This window comes from Parashewanella sp. 2210YD4-3 (genome assembly GCF_056591735.1).
On sequence record NZ_JBWQOG010000012.1, the window covers coordinates 1 to 16,036 of the forward strand.

Below are 16,036 nucleotides of genomic sequence, written 5' to 3' on the forward strand. Positions count from 1 at the left end.
GGTTATGATGTTCTGCTGCAGAAAACTATGAAGAGCTTAAGGCTAAATCAAACCGTTATTATCACAGGTGCTTCAAGAGGTGTTGGTGCAGCATGCGCCAATATTTATGCCAATACATACTCAGAAGGTATTAATTTAGTTTTAGTCGCAAGGCATATTGAAGGTTTAAAAGAGATTGAGAGCAAGCTTTCTAATAGTTCAAACTGTAAGGTGTTATGTGTTGAAGCAGATGTTAAGCTAAGGTCTGATTGTAATAAAATAATCGAAGCAGCTCTTTGTGAATTTGGAAGTATAGATGTCCTGATAAATAATGCGGGTTTACATCATCGAGGTGATTTTATAAACCAAAGTGCCGATTGTTTAGCAGATATGGTCGATATAAACCTCAGAGCACCTGTGTATCTTTCTTCATTAGCAATACCATACCTTTTAAAAAGTTCGCAAGCGTCGATCATCATGGTTGGTTCTTTAGCAGGGCATGCACCATTTCAAGGTGGAGCGGTTTATGGCTCAACTAAAGCAGGCTTAAGAAGTATGACTTTTGCTTTAGCTGATGAATTGAAAGACAAACATATTAAAGTTGCTGTGGTATCAACAGGACCTATAGCGACAGGCTTCATTATGGAGCATATTGAAAACGTTGCAGATATCTCTTTTGCTCAAAGCATCACTAGTGCAGAGCGTGTTGCAGAAGCGGTACTTGCTTTAACTCATAATAAAGCAACTGAGAGCTGCATTCCTTGGTTTAATAGTAAATTGTTACTTCTCGGGTATTTATCACCAAGTTTTAGACGATTAATTCAGCCGCTGTTATCAAAAATTGGCTTAATTAGAAAAAGAATATATTTAATGAATAATAAGTCAAAAATAGATAGGTAGAAATATATGGCTATCATTCCTTCACATTAATTAACAGTGTTTATAGGGGGCTTTGGTAAAGTTAATTCAAGGCGTAATGACGAGTCATAGCCACAGCTATTGCGAGGAATTTTATCGATGTAATAACGAAGCTAAAGCAACATCTATGAAATAGTTAATTGGTACCAATGGTATCATTTCATGTAAGAAAGCGAACCTGTTTAGGTTCGCTTTCTGATGGTGTTCTGTTCACAAATTTAATTGAAGATCCCCACTGAGGATCTTAAATTTAAACTGTGAATACGTGGCCTGCAAAATCAATAGGTTACATCGTCAAAAAATTAAATCTAAACTGTGAATTCTGGTGGGTTTTAGAAAATACAGACTAACAATTATTTAAATTAAATTTGTGAATAACTGTTTCTCAAATGTAATTTCTTGCAGTTTGCTAATGAGCACTATGAGATTTGCATGCCCCAGGAGCTCGGCATGCGCAGCTGGTTGGAGCATGACAAGGATGATCTTCGCACCTTGCGGCTATAAGAAGTGACTCTGGATATTTGCCGAAGTGCTTTTGATAAAGTGCTTTTGTTTTTTCGAATGCACTCTGAAGTTGCGCCTGATCTTCATCACCATAAATTCCGAAGTATGGGTAATGATGAAGAAAATAACCAAAAATGCTTTGGCAATCTTTATAGTATGCTTCAGTATCAAGGATATGAGCATGCCAGTATTTATCGACCAATTTATTAGGAACAAGATCAATTTTTGGATAAAGTTTTTTTAAAGTTAAGTACTTTTTGTATTCCTCTAATGCCAATTCACAATCATCTTTAGTCATTGTTGCTTCAGAGGAACTGTGAAGCTTCCAAGAAATACGGTCAAAATCAATCTTCGCTACTTGGTGAGCTATTTGAACAGAGGTTAAACTTGATTCGTTCATCTCAACTCCATATAAAGTCAGGAAATCTTGATTATATCCTTAGCGTTAATTTGCGAAATTTGATTTAGAAACTACTTATAACAAACCTGAATATAGAAAGGTTTCATACAAACTTGGCGTGCTTTTTTGGAGGTGTTCAGCAAATTGATGCTAATGTCAGGTATTCTTTTTTATATACCTTTCATTACGGGGAATTGAGCCTGGGATTACAGAGTAGAGCCATTCTTTGTCGTTTTTAAATAGCCATGTATAACTAGTCCTCAAAAGCTGCTGGATTTGCCCTCTGGCTAAGTTAGGATTCGTTTGGAGTAAGTCTTTCAGTAGTTTTCGATGCTTCAGTTGAGATGTTTGAAACCGCTGCTTTTTTCTTTGCTGAACGATGTCAGGATGTTGAGATAGTATTTGTTCGATAGCACCTCTACTACAACTGTGTTTGGCTGCTATAGCCTTGGTAGGTTGTCCAGCTTTTAACATTTCAACAATTGATTCTTTGCTACTGCCAAAAATTTGTTTAGGTCTCTTTGCTATATAAATGTCATTTTGAGTAGCGACTTTCTTCACGAAAGTTACACTCTTATTCAGTTCTTTTGAAACCGCTCTTAAGCTTAGTCCGCTTTTCAACAACTCCAAGCAGTTATTATCATTCCTACTCTCGACTTGTACACTGGAAACCATTTTCGCGGCTCGCTCTGAGCAACTTCGTTCCTGTTCAACTGATGATAAAAAGCTTCCCCAGTCAGTCCAGAGCAAACCAATAAGTAAAGCATGTTTGATAGGATGAAAGTTGCATCTGATATTGCGCAATAAGTGTGCAGGGTAGTTATTGTTTGCAATGATTGCATTCACAGTATCATTGCTCGTATTCGACCAATACTTGTTCGTCGCTTCTTTTAATTTTGATTGGTTAATTGAGTTGAGGTTAGAAGCTAGATTTTTTTCTACAAGGCGTTTTCTGTATACCTTATTAATTGTATTCAAATTAACCTTTACTTCCTTAGTTTGCCAAGCGTTAAATAGGAGTCCTGCAAGCAGCTTCTCTGAGCTATGAACTGGAGTTTGCTTTGGAGTTACTATGGATGATGGAAGGCAAAGTTCCATTCGGTGAGGTGCTCTCTTTAGTAATCTGACATTATGTTTGAGGCATATTTGAATTTGAGGGATTTGGTGAGTGACATGCCAAAAAGTTCGGCCGAGCGTTTTATAATCTATGGCGGCACACTCAGGGCAAAAATACAGAGCAGTATCTGCTTTAATACGGTTTGCTGAAATAGACAGTTTACTATGAAGGCTTTCAGTCTTGCCCAAATGCAATTGTTCGGTAACCTGCTCGTATCTCCGCTTATGTGTGAACATCTGAAAGGTGGGCAAAATTGTATGTTGCTCAATTAATTCAGTAGCTGAAATCCCAGTTAAGTCACTTGCTTGAGTTAGATAGGATGGAAAAATTGATGCTATTGATGAATGCTTAGATTGAAACAGCTTATCGATAGCGTCAATAGGTGACGAAAAACCATAGGTTATACTTACTGCTACTAACCAGCTGTATATTGTTTCGTCTTTATTCAGTGGTAAATGGTAATCTAACATTGAATTCTTTGGGGTTTTCAAAGAAGGCCATCCATATAATGTGCGCCATAGGGCTGACCTTTCTGGGGGTTATTACCGATTGGTGTAATGGTAATACTGCTGTAATTTTGTTTTTAGCTGAATGATTAAAAAAGACGTCCACCTTATTGTCTTCAAACCAATCAATGAAAATTTTTTCAAATACTCTAGCCATAACCTCTGCTGGTGATTTGTGAGCATCACTACATTGATAAAGATGGGCTTGTAGTGTATGAAGCATCGGGTATTCAAATACCGGCTTTATCAATGAACTGGGTTCCATATGTAACTGATATCCTATTCTTTGAATCAGGTGAGTGGCAGGGGTATGAGTAAAGTCCTCGTGAGTTAAAGGTTCTCCACAATCCGGACAATCTAAAGATGGTAGCGGCCATTTCCCTAGATTGTTGTTTGTCCATTTACACTTTTGGCATTGTGAAATGAGAACTGAATTGTCGTGTACACTACAAGTAATGGCAGTAGGAAGCTGATGACTTACTTTCCAATATGGTACACCGTGCTTTTGATAGTCTTGTTCTACGCACTGGGGGCAAAATCGCCAAGAATACGCTGACTTTAATGAGGTAAGCCCTGGTATATAAGGTTTTCTACCTTGCTGTTCATGTTTCCCGTTAACTAATACTTTCCTGCTTTGATAATGCAAAAAATGACTATAAAAGCCAGCAGTAGTGTTTTCCCTGAATACCTTTTCCCTATCTAACTCACCGAATTTTTCAAAAAAGTAATCATAAAGAGGGTGAGTGATATTGTGCGGCGATAAACGTTCTATAGCCCCAAATTCAGTTCTCTTTAATGTGTTGAAATTGCTGTATGGTTCTAGAAGCATCATTCTAGCTATACGAGAAAAATAGTGCTCGTCCGGTAAAATGGGAGTGGAGTAGGGCTTTCTTTTCATTGTATTAATCCTTTTCTCTATCACCGCTCAAAAAGCGAATTTCGGATATTTTCAAATGCTTGGACGATGTTGAGCTTGAGGAAAGTGACTGACTAAAAGTTGGTGCCGTAACTGGTGTCATAGACTTCTTTGGAGAGTTCTTACTGACTTTTGTTTCTGAAGCTGTTTCGCTACTTTCCTCATATTTTTCCTCCAGATGCTTTTTAGCCCTCAAATCATCCAGTTGATATGAGTGTATTGCTCCCTGGAACAGGGAGAATTGTGAGCGATGTAACTCTTCTAATATCTCTATCGAGTCAGTGCGAATTTTTTTATTGTTTTTGAGCTTGTGGTGCTTATGGGCTAAATATTCATTATGTAGCTTAGCGAGCCTTACCACATTGGAGGTTAAACCTACGGTGAGCTCATGGAACCGTCTTCTAAACTCTGAACTCAAAGAATGACAATTTAGTAATAATCGTTCTGGATAAAGTGCATTCATTAAGTCATTAAATGGCTTTTTATCATATTTAAGTCTTGATAATGAAAACTGTTTGTCTGAGAGCATTCTGCGAAGAGTTGTTTCCTCATACAGATGAGAAGAAGCGGTATTTCTTTGAGCATGGTCAAACAATCTTAACCCTTGCTCTGTGCAAGTGAGAATGACGGGAATACCAATCTTATTGAATAATGCGTCAAGGGTGATTAATGTCGGGGATTTATCTGATTTACTATATTTCAGCATGAACTGCACCTCATCGATGTGTATTAAGCCTATCTTGTATTTCTCTGCGATTAACTGCATTGCTGAAATATGTTCATCAACGGTATTTCTATTTTTATTACTCCAGTGGTCTTTAAGCTCAGTAGTACCTAGAGCTTGATCGACAGCTTGAAAAAAATTCAAAGCCAAGGATTTTATTGATGCAGTTGGGGGAAGATCGATAGACAGCCAGACAATTTGGGTTTGTGAGAACGGCTGGCCGCAATAGTTTGAGTGATTGATAACTTGTGGTATGCAGTTCAACGCAAATTGAATCATCGTACTTTTTCCAGAGCCACTTGGGCCAGAAACGACAACAGAAGGAGAGGTGGTACGTTTTATTGTTGTTTTAACGTACTCGGGTACTTGTATTTTGTGATGAAGCTTGAGAGCCAACGCTAGTTGGCAACTTAATACTTCAGGGGTGAGTGGATTTCTATCAATATACCCGTCGATGATAAGAGCTATGCATTTTTGATAAAATGAATATAACTTTTCATTAGCTATATGAGTTCGATCTATACGTTGGATGAAGACCTTTTGCTGCTCTTCGTTCAACTCCCAAAAGTCATGAGGATACTCCACCACACGGTTAACGACGTCATGTAACGCTTTTCTTGAAGGCAAGGTATGTAAGGCTTCAATCAATGGGTTTCCTTCACATTCAAGAATCGATGTTGTTTTGTAAGTAGCCTCAATCGTTAACGACATTAAAAGTCCTCCATGTCTTCATCTTCTGTTGAGAACGGCAGATCATTCTCTGGGGTGAATAGCCCTAGAGCTGAAAACACATCTTTTGCATGAGTGAGCGTGTTTAGCCTTTTTTGGACTTCCTTACGCTTTTTAATGTCGGGAACTATCCCTTTGCGAGTATTTTCTGGCAGTAAGCTAACTTCTCTGAGAAGCTTTTCAAACTCTTTCTTATGGAGGTTTCTCATATATGCTTTAAGCTGCTCAGCCATTTCGGCATATTCGACCTCTTTGGTTTTATTCCACTCAAGAAGATGTAAAACAGGTTCCCAGTGTTGCTGTGAGTAAGGAGACTCATTGTTAGGGTTGATTAAGGTCAGCAAAATATACTGGCCAGAATCGGATTGGTAGATAATATGATTGGTCCAGTCTCGGATGCGTTTTACGACAATTTCAATTCGGCCATGCAGTTTAGCCTTTTGATATAGCTTTGCTTTTTTAAAATAAGGATGATGGTATTTCAGACCATTAAAATAGACACAGTCAGCTCGAATTTTTGCCTTTTCTTCCGGAAGAAAAGCCCAACATATTTCGCCTCTTTCGTCCTCACAGGTTGGCCGTCCGCCTTCCATTTGAGTACTTAGAGAGTGCTCAAAGATCTCTTGGGGAGATGGAATTATGTCATCAACCGTAGCTTGGAAGTTAAGTCGTTTAAGTCGTTCAGCACTTTTGTTTTTTTCGATAATGATTAGAATCAACTTCCTGACAAGTGCATCGTAATCGTAAATGGCGTCATTGGACGGATGTGTCTCGGTTCTATCACATTCTTTAAAAATTGAGCCTGGCTCAAAATGAATGCTCGCATTATTTATCGCATTAAATGAGCTCTCCACAGTGCCTTTGCAATCTCCTCGGTATGCTGCGACAAGGTTTACTGCCTCTACACCAATTTGGCTCTTGAGAATTGAGTTTATTTGACCGTTAGGGTACTCAGTACCATTATCAATCGTTAACTCCCTTGGGATATGTCTAGCTGGCCAATCAGTTTCATCTATTTGTAACCCGTATCTTTGTGCAAATTTAACCTTACACATACAAGCATTGACCATAGCTTGTGCTGAACCATCAGAGTTTGGTCCATCAAAACCGAGGTAAAAACCAACGATCATAGTAGAGTAAACGTCGACGACAAAATATAGAACAGGGCGCCCCATTGAGTACCTGCCTGATTTATCGTATGGATAGCGGACATAAAGGTCTAAAACTGTGGCATCGATTTCATATCGATGGGTTGCACCTAAGACACCGTCAATTGCAGTTCCTTGTTTGTCTTTATGATCTTTTTCGAAATTAATATCACCCACTTCCATTTTTAATAAATCTGCTTTTTTGAGCATATTATTTAAGTGGTAATAAAAACAGGAACTTGAAATACGCCGATTTTGAGGGAGTAAAACCGTAATTTCAGCTTCCTCTTTTATGCCGTTGGAGTGAGTCAGAGGTCGAATAAGAGTTTGAGATTGGTGATGTTCGTTAAAATATTCAAAAAGCTTTTTCTTGCTGAGTTTCTTTCTTTGTCGATTCCATTTGGCAGCCACTTTTTTAATGAGCTTTTTATCTAGCTCTGTGATGCCTCTAAAAACCGTCTTAGAATATTGGTTGTTCTTGCCGCAACGACCTCTTTTGATTATTTGGTCACTTGGAGTAAGAGCAACGGGAAAGTTTTTACCAATCTTGTGCCAGTTTGTTGAAAGTAGGGCGTTTGGTGTGCACCCAAAAGTGATAAACCGATTAAGCGCGTTATAGAAAACCCCTTGTGACTTCCAATCACCACTTGGAATTAGCTGAATAATTTCTTCACCTAGCCCGTTCCCGTATAGGTATTTTTCAAGTGATTCCGGTGTAATTAAAGAGCGGATTTTTTCTAGCTTTTCATCACGACGCTTAATCCAAAGGCTGTAGTTTTTTTTCTTTAAAACTGCGTCACTGAGCGAATGTACTGCGGGCAGTTTATAATTGGAACCAAACGTAAGTTTATTGCTTTTAATATATGCGTCTAATTCTTCTTTATTAAAAATGAGTGGCTTGGGTGGATTTGCTGTTTGCTCTGCTTTAAGCATATCAGCAACGGCAATCTTAGACTGATTTATACTTATATGACAAACTCTGTACGACTTTATCAATACTGTGTTTTCATTTTCGCAAGGTTTCTCTCGATATAAATGCTCACCTATAAATCTCATGCAATCGCCTCCATTGACTGGGAGTCCAATAATTCAACGGCTCTAAATTTTTGGAGGTACTGATGGGGACTTAAAGGTAAGAAACCATACAGCACACAGAACTTAAATAACGAAGTAACTGTCTGAATATCTGTGTTTAACTGAAGGCTAATGGTGTGAAGGAGATCACTTAAGTGAGTCCATGGAGCTTTACACCAAGTTGTTTCGAAGCATTTAAGAAAAGCTTGAATGTTACTTTGAGATGGCGATAGGTGTTCAGCGGATTTGCAAAACTGTATATTCCAATGTCGCTCTTTAGTGGCATCTCTTTCCGTAACAACTTTATATTCGATACCTAGGCGGCGCCAATATTCAGCTTCGATTGCAAACTTTTGCCAAGTTCTACGGCGAATTTTTTGGCGAGTTCCATTTTTGTTTTCTTTGTAAATTTGGTCGAAATACTTGAATGAATACGCCGTAAAGTGGGTTCCTTTTCCGTCAGGAGAAACACTCTCAACCACAAAGTCAGTTGTCATAACATGAGCTTCAAATGTTCTCCAATTCCGAGGATGAAGAATATTCATTTCAACCGCAATATCAAGTGTCGTATCCAGATCTAATGCGTATTGCTCAAAAATAGCGACAGTTTCAATCTGATATAGAAGCACCGCGTACATTCTTCTTTCTCCGTCGCTCAAAAGATGCACCTGGCGATTTTGCTTAGTGCAGTGGATCCAGTGGCGACGACCGATTTTGTTAACACTTCTTACGCTTAAAAATGGGCGATAAACTCCATCTCGAATATCTCTCTCCCAAGTTTTGAACTTCTTTAAACTCTTTGTCGTAACATGTACTGAAACTTTTCCCATTTCGCCCCCTGCTTTGTCCAAATTTGTGGCTGATTCCTTTTTATTTATTATCAAAATAATCCACGTGTCAATAGGTGTTATTTGTGTAAGCTTATGAAAAACAACAAAAAAAGTTGTTAAATTGAATGGTGTGTTTTAGGCGTTTTAAGCGAACGAAATTTGCTTTCATTGGTTAATTTCAATGTTTGCAAATTGCATTCTTTTTAAGTTATTGAACTTCAAAGAGATATTATTTTGTGGCTTGCTAGCTATTTCTTGCATTGCAAAATGTTTTCATTGTGTATTTTCAAGGTTTACTTTTTGATGTGTGAGTAAATTTTTTTATAAATTTATGTTAATCAATACGTGAGGTGGTTAGTTTTGTTGTTTTTTTGTTCAGGAAGGTTCGGTGATATAGCTCTAAATTTGTTATGGGTGTCCACTATGAATAGCTAAGTTTAACTAATTGTATTGCCTGTTAATTGCTTTTATTTTCCCCTTGCACGCTTGGATTTTTGAGTGTATTTTGCTCATAATTTGTACAATTCATTATCAATTAAACTCAAACAGAAACACTTTAGAAGTGTTTTTCACGATCCTCGATAACCCGAAAAGAATGAGGTGAAGCATGGTATTAAAGCCGCGTGCGTATTCCTATAACGCGATCATTGAAGATGCGCTATCCCAAGCAGTCCGTTTAGGATTGCAGTCTCCGAAGTCACGCAACACAGGTAAGCGAGGTATCGCTGGGCTTTGCATGTTGCAAGGTCCAACTGGAGGGGGTAAAAGCAGTGCCTTGTATCGGCATGGCAAGGATGATGGACTGGCTCCTGCTCTTGAGCAAATAAAGTCAGTAAATCACCAATCAATTTTTGTCACCCATAGGTGGAATATTCTCCATGACGTATACGCTAATGTCATGAAGAGTAAGGATTCTAGTGGAGCTCCTCTCACTGCAAGTGTTATCTACGCTCAGGATGAAAATATCATTTCAGCCCTACTAAGAAAGCCTCTTCCTCATGAGATAGATGTTCAATCACAAGACTTACCAGATCCTCAATATAGTTTAGAGAACTTGTATAACAAGGGATTATTGCCTCATGAAAAATGGGGGTATCCTGTTATACGGCGAATCGCCCGTAAAATAATGCGTGATGCGAGTATATTGGAGAAAAACAGTTTTCAGTCGTCAGCATCGTCAGATAAATATTCGCTTTTGAGGAAAAAAGATTTACAACGTTCTTGTGCCCAACTTGAGTTTATGTTGTTAAAAAATATGCAACTTATTGAAGCTGAAGTTAAAAAAACAGAAGAAAACTATGGTGAAGATTCTAAATTAACAGAGGTGGCGAAGCGAAAGCTTCATGCCTTTAGAAGTGATGAATGGATTCGTAGACTATTTCCAGGTATTGCATGGAATGATGATAAACAACACCTACTAATCATGACGACACAGAAACTATTTTCCTCCTTTTACGACGGTGTGAAAAAAGTGCGGATATCAAGTAATGATCTGAAAGATCACGTTATATTTATTGATGAATTTGAATATCAGTCTGATGTACTTCAAGGGTTACTAGCTCAATCTCAATTGGTACATGAGCCACCTGAATGCTTAGGGCAATTACTTGATTGCGGTCGAAGGTTACTTAAAAGAATGCAATTTGATGAAAGTGGCAGAGTACCCGAGATCAGAGAAAGACTTACAAAATTATTAAATGATCTTGAAGGCGAATTGAAAGACAACAACATTAACCTGAAAGAAGATAGGGCTCTAGTGATATCAGCTGAAGATCACCTAGAAGGAAAATCCTTTAAGTCACAGTATCTATTTCGAGCTGACCATCTGGTTACTAGTAACAAACTTTCGATGACTCAAGCTTCACACGGATTCGAAATAAAAGAAAGGCATTACAGTTATAAATTAACAGCTGATGAAATCGATATCGATAAATTCCTACGGCTAATGGAAAAATACATACGCCGATTCAGTTTACTGTTGTCAGACTTTTCTGCTTCAAACGGGGAAGAGCAAGATTTATTAAGAGAATTGAGTGGCTTGCTGTTTGACGCAGCTAATGATTATCGACCTTCTCACTATAGCAGTGCTTTACCAAACATGTCACTGTTCTCTTTACCGCAGACCAGTTTGCCAGAGCTTAACAGTCTTCGAAAAAGCAATATCCTACCCAATACCCATGCAAACATGTTTGGGCTTACTAATTGGCAATTAAAGCAAAATGATCACAAATATGACCTAGACCGTCTACGTATTCAGGTTCGGCGAGCTTTTTTACCGACGACTCCCGAAGGTTTATTGCTTTCATTAGCCAGTCGTAATTTAGTATTTGGACTATCTGCAACATCGTATATTGAAAGAGCGCTTGGTCATTTCGATATTCGTTGGCTCAACTCTGCATTGCGTTACATTGCGGAATGCCGTACGCCTGATATCCAGAAAAGCTACTTAGGGCATGAGCTCAAAGATAAACCAAAAGACTGGAATAAAAGGCCTATACCTTACTTTCAATCTAGCGCTGATATACAAAGCCAAAATGATATGATCTCCTACTTGAGTGATAAGAAGGCAACCCTCCGACAAATCGACCTAGCAGTATCAGTTTCTGACTTTGACGATCATTTATGTCAGAGGGATCTACTCGAGGTTCTCTCTAATTTAGCCCCCGATTTCTTTCAGGACTCCGACAGAGATATTTCATCAGGAACTAAGGAATATAGAGAAAGAACGCTTTTAAAACTCATCAATGTAATTGCATTGGCTGCCACGAAAGAAAAGCATAAGGGTCAGCTCGCTTATGTTAATTCAACGAAATATTTTCGAAAATGGTTAATAGAAGATGAAGCAAAAGCTAGCCGTAACAGCATCAAAGGGCTATGTAAAAATGAAAAAGTTGTCAAAGAATTCAGCCAAAATAAGCTATTGGCTCCATTCAAAGATGTTTTCATTCCAATTAATGTAAATGGACAAGGCATTACTATATGCCTACTAAACGCTGAATGCCAAAAACGGTCTGGGTTTAAAGACGCCTACCAAGCCGCATTCGATTTAGAATATCCAGTTCTTATTATTACCCAGACTGCCTCTGCAACAAATGGAATCAATTTAGACTTTAAACTGGGCAACGGTAAGAGCATGGATCTTACATGTATATATATACTTGAGTCTCGTCATTACTATTTTGCATCGCATGATGATAGCGATGAAAACTTAGATAAAATGGCACATGCGGGTTATGAAATGCGAAATTTAGACAAACTCCGTAGGTACGGTGAAATTTCGAGAAAAGAGCATAGAAAATATATTTCAGCTGTAATGGATGGAACTGGTTACCAAATATCAAAGCTTAATAATTCTGTTTATAAAAAGAGTTCGGACTACATAAAAAATACGGCGGCAGATATACAGCAACAAGTCGGTCGCTTGGAACGAGTTTGGGATCATATTGGTAACGTTGAAATACACTTATCGCATCAGCTGGCTCAAGACTTAATTAGATTTACAGCCTTACCTGCTTATACTAACCATAGACAAATACTGAGTGAGTTAAATCAGAAACTTCTTTGTAGGCTAACTTCCATTGATGATGAATCTTCTAACGATTTTTTCAGTTCCATGTTCACTCCGAGTCAGACTGGTAAAAACGCCGTCAGTATTATTGATGACAATCTAATTCCTGCGATTCGAAAGTCACGCAACAACCCTGAAATGACAAATGACATAGCCGAACTTTGGACTCAATTGGGGCGTGCTGTACTTCAATTAGATTATGCTTGGAATCCTAAAAGTTTTGTTTATGGCATTCATACGCCATTAAAAGATTGGGCATGTATTGAAAAGCCAACTCACAGCAGTACATTCAGAGAGTTATGGTACGATTCTGAAACATGGCAGTTCTTCAGTGAACCAGGTAAAGGACGAATCCCCTATTGTCCAGACAAACTATACAGCTACATTCAGTCACACAGCGCCATCATAGACTGGTTCAATAAGAAGGGTTACAGAACTTCAATGTACCCAATCGCTTGTGAGTTAGAAGAAAATTATGTCCTCCACCCTCATGTTACTCAGCGAATTTTACAAGGAAGGTTGGGTGAAGAAGCAATACGAGGTTTGTTGCATGCGCAAGGCGTAACTACTCACGCATCCTTAAATTGCCAAAGTGTACTTGAGCTTTATGATTTTACAGTCTCAAAAACTGATTTTAGGGTAGACGCAAAATTCTGGGGAAGTGATAGCCTCGATAAAACTGATGAGCAATACCTAGAGTGGTTAATAAATGGCGCTCAACCTGACAAAGCTCCGCTTGGATTGATTAGTAGATTGCAAGCAATTCGAAATGCGGAAGGCTCGAATACTAAACTAGCCATACTTAACTTTGTCTGCACAGAGCATGACGCTTCACTTGTAGGATTTAACGAACAATTGAAGCAAGTGTCTGTTACTGTAGCCGACATTATCGTACTTAATGGCTGCATAGGTCGTGATACTAAAGAAACGGTAACCACTGGCTTTAACCACTTTGTGGATTTAGTTTCTGAACAACAAAACAAAAAAGAGGATTAAAAGGTGAGCAATAACAATCAAATAGTACGAGAATTGCCCCTTTCTCACACAATTTACTTAGACAGTGAAATAGACCCAGAAAAAGCTCAGAAGCTAGTGGTTTACCATTACCCATTGAACAAGTCATATAGATGGCGGGAGTGGAAAGAGCATCTAGATGCAGAACTCTCTAATCGCTACTATCCATATTTGATGCGAAGCTACAAAGGGCAATTTGGCTTGTTTGTAGCGGTTGATTCTGACAACAGTAAGCCGCCAGTTATCCTCAATAAAGATGAAGTGGAAATTCGCCCTGAGAAAGTCAAATACTCTGCTGAAATGAACCCCATCTGGATACGTTTGATAATGCGAAAAGTATCTGCGTTTGGTACCCACTGCAAAGGAAGTCATACATTAGGTCGACCTTTACTTAAAATAGATACTTGGAACAATAAAAAAAGTGCTGGAGTCAATGCCATTAGTTTAGATTGCAGAACCCAGCAACGAAGGGATCGGAATACGACAGAAGTAGTTCTCTTTCATGAGAATGTGCCACTGCGAGTATTAGATAGCAAAAAAAACACCGCAGAACACCGTAGCTCAATGTGGGTATATGATAAGAACAACGTCTTAGTCCGCTGGATACCTAAAAAAGGTGAAAAGTCTTCAGGGCCTGTGTATTCCGAAATACGTAAAAATAAGAATAAACGAAAGCAACGTGTATTTATTGATCTTTCCAATGCAGAAGCATTTAAGACCAGTTGGCCATGTTTACTCAAACCTATTCAAGATGAGTTGATTGATAAAGCCCAAGAATATGGTTTTAACCTAAAGCCTAAAATCTTAAACCTTAGACCATTACCTCTCAAGACTAAATATAAACAAGGTCCAAAAACTCGAAATACAATGCCTAGTGTAGCATTGCTAGAAAAAGTTCTTGTGCTCGACTTACGGTTCTCAAAGAACATATCGGCTGAGCAAATGTTGTTACCACTTAATCAAGCGCTATCTGAAAAAAGTATTAACACGCAACTTCATCTATTACCTGATTGTGCCCCTCAAAATATTGATAGCCTTGAATTCAGTAAGTCTGATTCAATTTTAGTTCTTTTAGATCAATATCCTGGAGTTATTGAAGACCATTACCCTCTCACCGCTAAGCTTCGCGCTAAGGTCGCTTGCCAGCATATTAATGTAAACCCATATGACTTAGATGGTGACTCCATCGAAGCCAAGCTTATCAATGAAATTAGCGACGAAGAAAGTGCTGAAACATACTTAGTACCTGAAGACGAATACTATAATTATGATCCATGCATGTTTGAAACAGATAGCAGGATGGAAGCTCTGAAACGCAATTTAGAAATTGTCATCAAAGAATTAAGCATCAAGCATTTGCTGCATGATGAACACGTTAAACTAAGCTCTATGTTTCCTGAAGAGCGCAACATTCTAACAGAAGAACTAGTCGTTATAACCGACGGTTACCTTTTTACAGTTGAAAATGATAGACCAGTACTCATTCCCTTTAATTCAACCATAGTAGAGCATGAAAAAAATTGTGATTTAGTTTTAGGGAAATTTAATACCTCAGTAAAGCAACTGTTTGCATTGTTGAGTAGAGAATGGCCATACAGCTACCAACCACAGGTGGTAATGCAAGGTTTTGGTAGTGATGCAGAAAAGTATGCTAGGTTTGCTCGTAGGCAGACCATTGTTATACATAAAGCAGAATCTGTTTCTATCTACTACCAAGACCCCAAGTACGATACACCTCATATGCTTCCGAACCACCTTGCAGAAACTCTGCAAGAACTTCAATCACAAAACATCTCTATGCCATTAAAACAGTGGCAGTTACCTGAAAGAGGTGTGTTAGAAGAGCATATTAATGAATTGAAAGAAGAAGGTGAGCTACCAGAGAAAAGTGCAAATACCTTACTTACGCAGCTTGATGATATTCATGCATGCTGGCATGAAGCACTTGGTGCTTTATGGAAGGAAAACCGATCATCAATTGAGTACAAAGAACTCAAGCAACATGCATTTAAAGCACTGTTAGGTGTGATGAACAATAAGTTGCCTGAAGGTGAAATGCCCAAAAAAATTGTAAGTTCAAGCCTCAGCGGTTCTTGGACCAAAGTTGCCTCCAGAGTATTTGGTATTCCATTGCAAGATATTCGAGCTTGGTTAAGAGACATTCCGGGTATTCAAAGATTATGGCATGACCCAGAGCAAGGATATTATATTGTAGGCAGTTTAGCGCCGCCTAAATTACAACTAGCCAGACAACCAAGTATCCGCCAATGGCATGCACTTCAAGGAGATATGAATACTGAGCTACTTGCCTCATTAATTGATGTTGACTGGGTTCGCTCCAACCAACTTGCTGGTAACCCTTGTGTGGCATTACTCGTTAGACGGTGGAGGGATTGTCAACATAACGAGGAAGTGGCTTTATAGGTAGTTTTGTCTTTGATAAAGCAAGTAATAGCTTAGCATGTGTTTTGATGCTTAAAACAATCATTATAGATATGGCTAAAATGATTGTTTTAGGTAAGAGAGAATAGGCTAATATGAAAGTATTCTTAGTTTGTATTCAAGAGGTCAGAGTTCCTAACAGTAAATTCATATTTACTGTAAGCCTA

At 38.4% G+C, this 16,036-nt stretch carries 9 protein-coding genes; 3 read left to right on the forward strand and 6 right to left on the reverse strand.

What is annotated here, in order from left to right; genetic code table 11:
* Nucleotides 1–879 (forward strand): SDR family NAD(P)-dependent oxidoreductase (locus AC1EU0_RS15820; protein ID WP_480303534.1); only part of this gene is annotated, 879 nt, incomplete at its 5' end.
* 427 nt (nt 880–1,306) lie between these two features.
* Here AC1EU0_RS15820 and AC1EU0_RS15825 read toward each other — a convergent pair.
* From AC1EU0_RS15825 to AC1EU0_RS15850, 6 genes are all read right to left on the reverse strand, one after another.
* Nucleotides 1,307–1,801, reverse strand: a complete 495-nt coding sequence (locus AC1EU0_RS15825) for a glycine-rich domain-containing protein (protein WP_480303535.1) — start codon at nt 1,799–1,801, stop codon at nt 1,307–1,309.
* A gap of 156 nt (nt 1,802–1,957) precedes the next feature.
* Nucleotides 1,958–3,409, reverse strand: a complete 1,452-nt coding sequence (locus tag AC1EU0_RS15830; protein WP_480303536.1) for a TnsD family Tn7-like transposition protein — start codon at nt 3,407–3,409, stop codon at nt 1,958–1,960.
* The gene (locus AC1EU0_RS15835; RefSeq protein ID WP_480303537.1) at nt 3,360–4,322 is read right to left on the reverse strand and encodes a TniQ family protein; all 963 of its coding nucleotides are present in this window, start codon (nt 4,320–4,322) and stop codon (nt 3,360–3,362) included. The genes AC1EU0_RS15830 and AC1EU0_RS15835 overlap by 50 nt, the downstream gene beginning before the upstream one ends.
* 4 nt (nt 4,323–4,326) lie before the next feature.
* Nucleotides 4,327–5,775, reverse strand: a complete 1,449-nt coding sequence (locus AC1EU0_RS15840; RefSeq protein WP_480303538.1) for an ATP-binding protein — start codon at nt 5,773–5,775, stop codon at nt 4,327–4,329.
* The gene (locus AC1EU0_RS15845) at nt 5,775–7,997 is read right to left on the reverse strand and encodes a hypothetical protein (RefSeq protein ID WP_480303539.1); all 2,223 of its coding nucleotides are present in this window, start codon (nt 7,995–7,997) and stop codon (nt 5,775–5,777) included. The genes AC1EU0_RS15840 and AC1EU0_RS15845 overlap by 1 nt, the downstream gene beginning before the upstream one ends.
* On the reverse strand, nt 7,994–8,845 hold the full coding sequence (locus tag AC1EU0_RS15850; protein WP_480303540.1) for a TnsA endonuclease N-terminal domain-containing protein: 852 nt from the start codon (nt 8,843–8,845) through the stop codon (nt 7,994–7,996). The genes AC1EU0_RS15845 and AC1EU0_RS15850 overlap by 4 nt, the downstream gene beginning before the upstream one ends.
* A 607-nt stretch (nt 8,846–9,452) precedes the next feature.
* On the opposite strand from AC1EU0_RS15850, the gene AC1EU0_RS15855 reads away from it, so the two are divergent.
* Both AC1EU0_RS15855 and AC1EU0_RS15860 read left to right on the forward strand, forming a co-directional pair.
* Nucleotides 9,453–13,409 carry a hypothetical protein gene (locus AC1EU0_RS15855; RefSeq protein ID WP_480303541.1) on the forward strand — a complete coding sequence of 1,319 codons (3,957 nt, stop codon included), beginning with the start codon at nt 9,453–9,455 and terminating at the stop codon, nt 13,407–13,409.
* Between the two features lie 3 nt (nt 13,410–13,412).
* Entirely contained in the window at nt 13,413–15,851 is a 2,439-nt protein-coding gene (locus tag AC1EU0_RS15860) for a hypothetical protein (protein ID WP_480303542.1), read from the forward strand.
* The last annotated feature ends 185 nt before the right edge of the window (nt 15,852–16,036 follow it).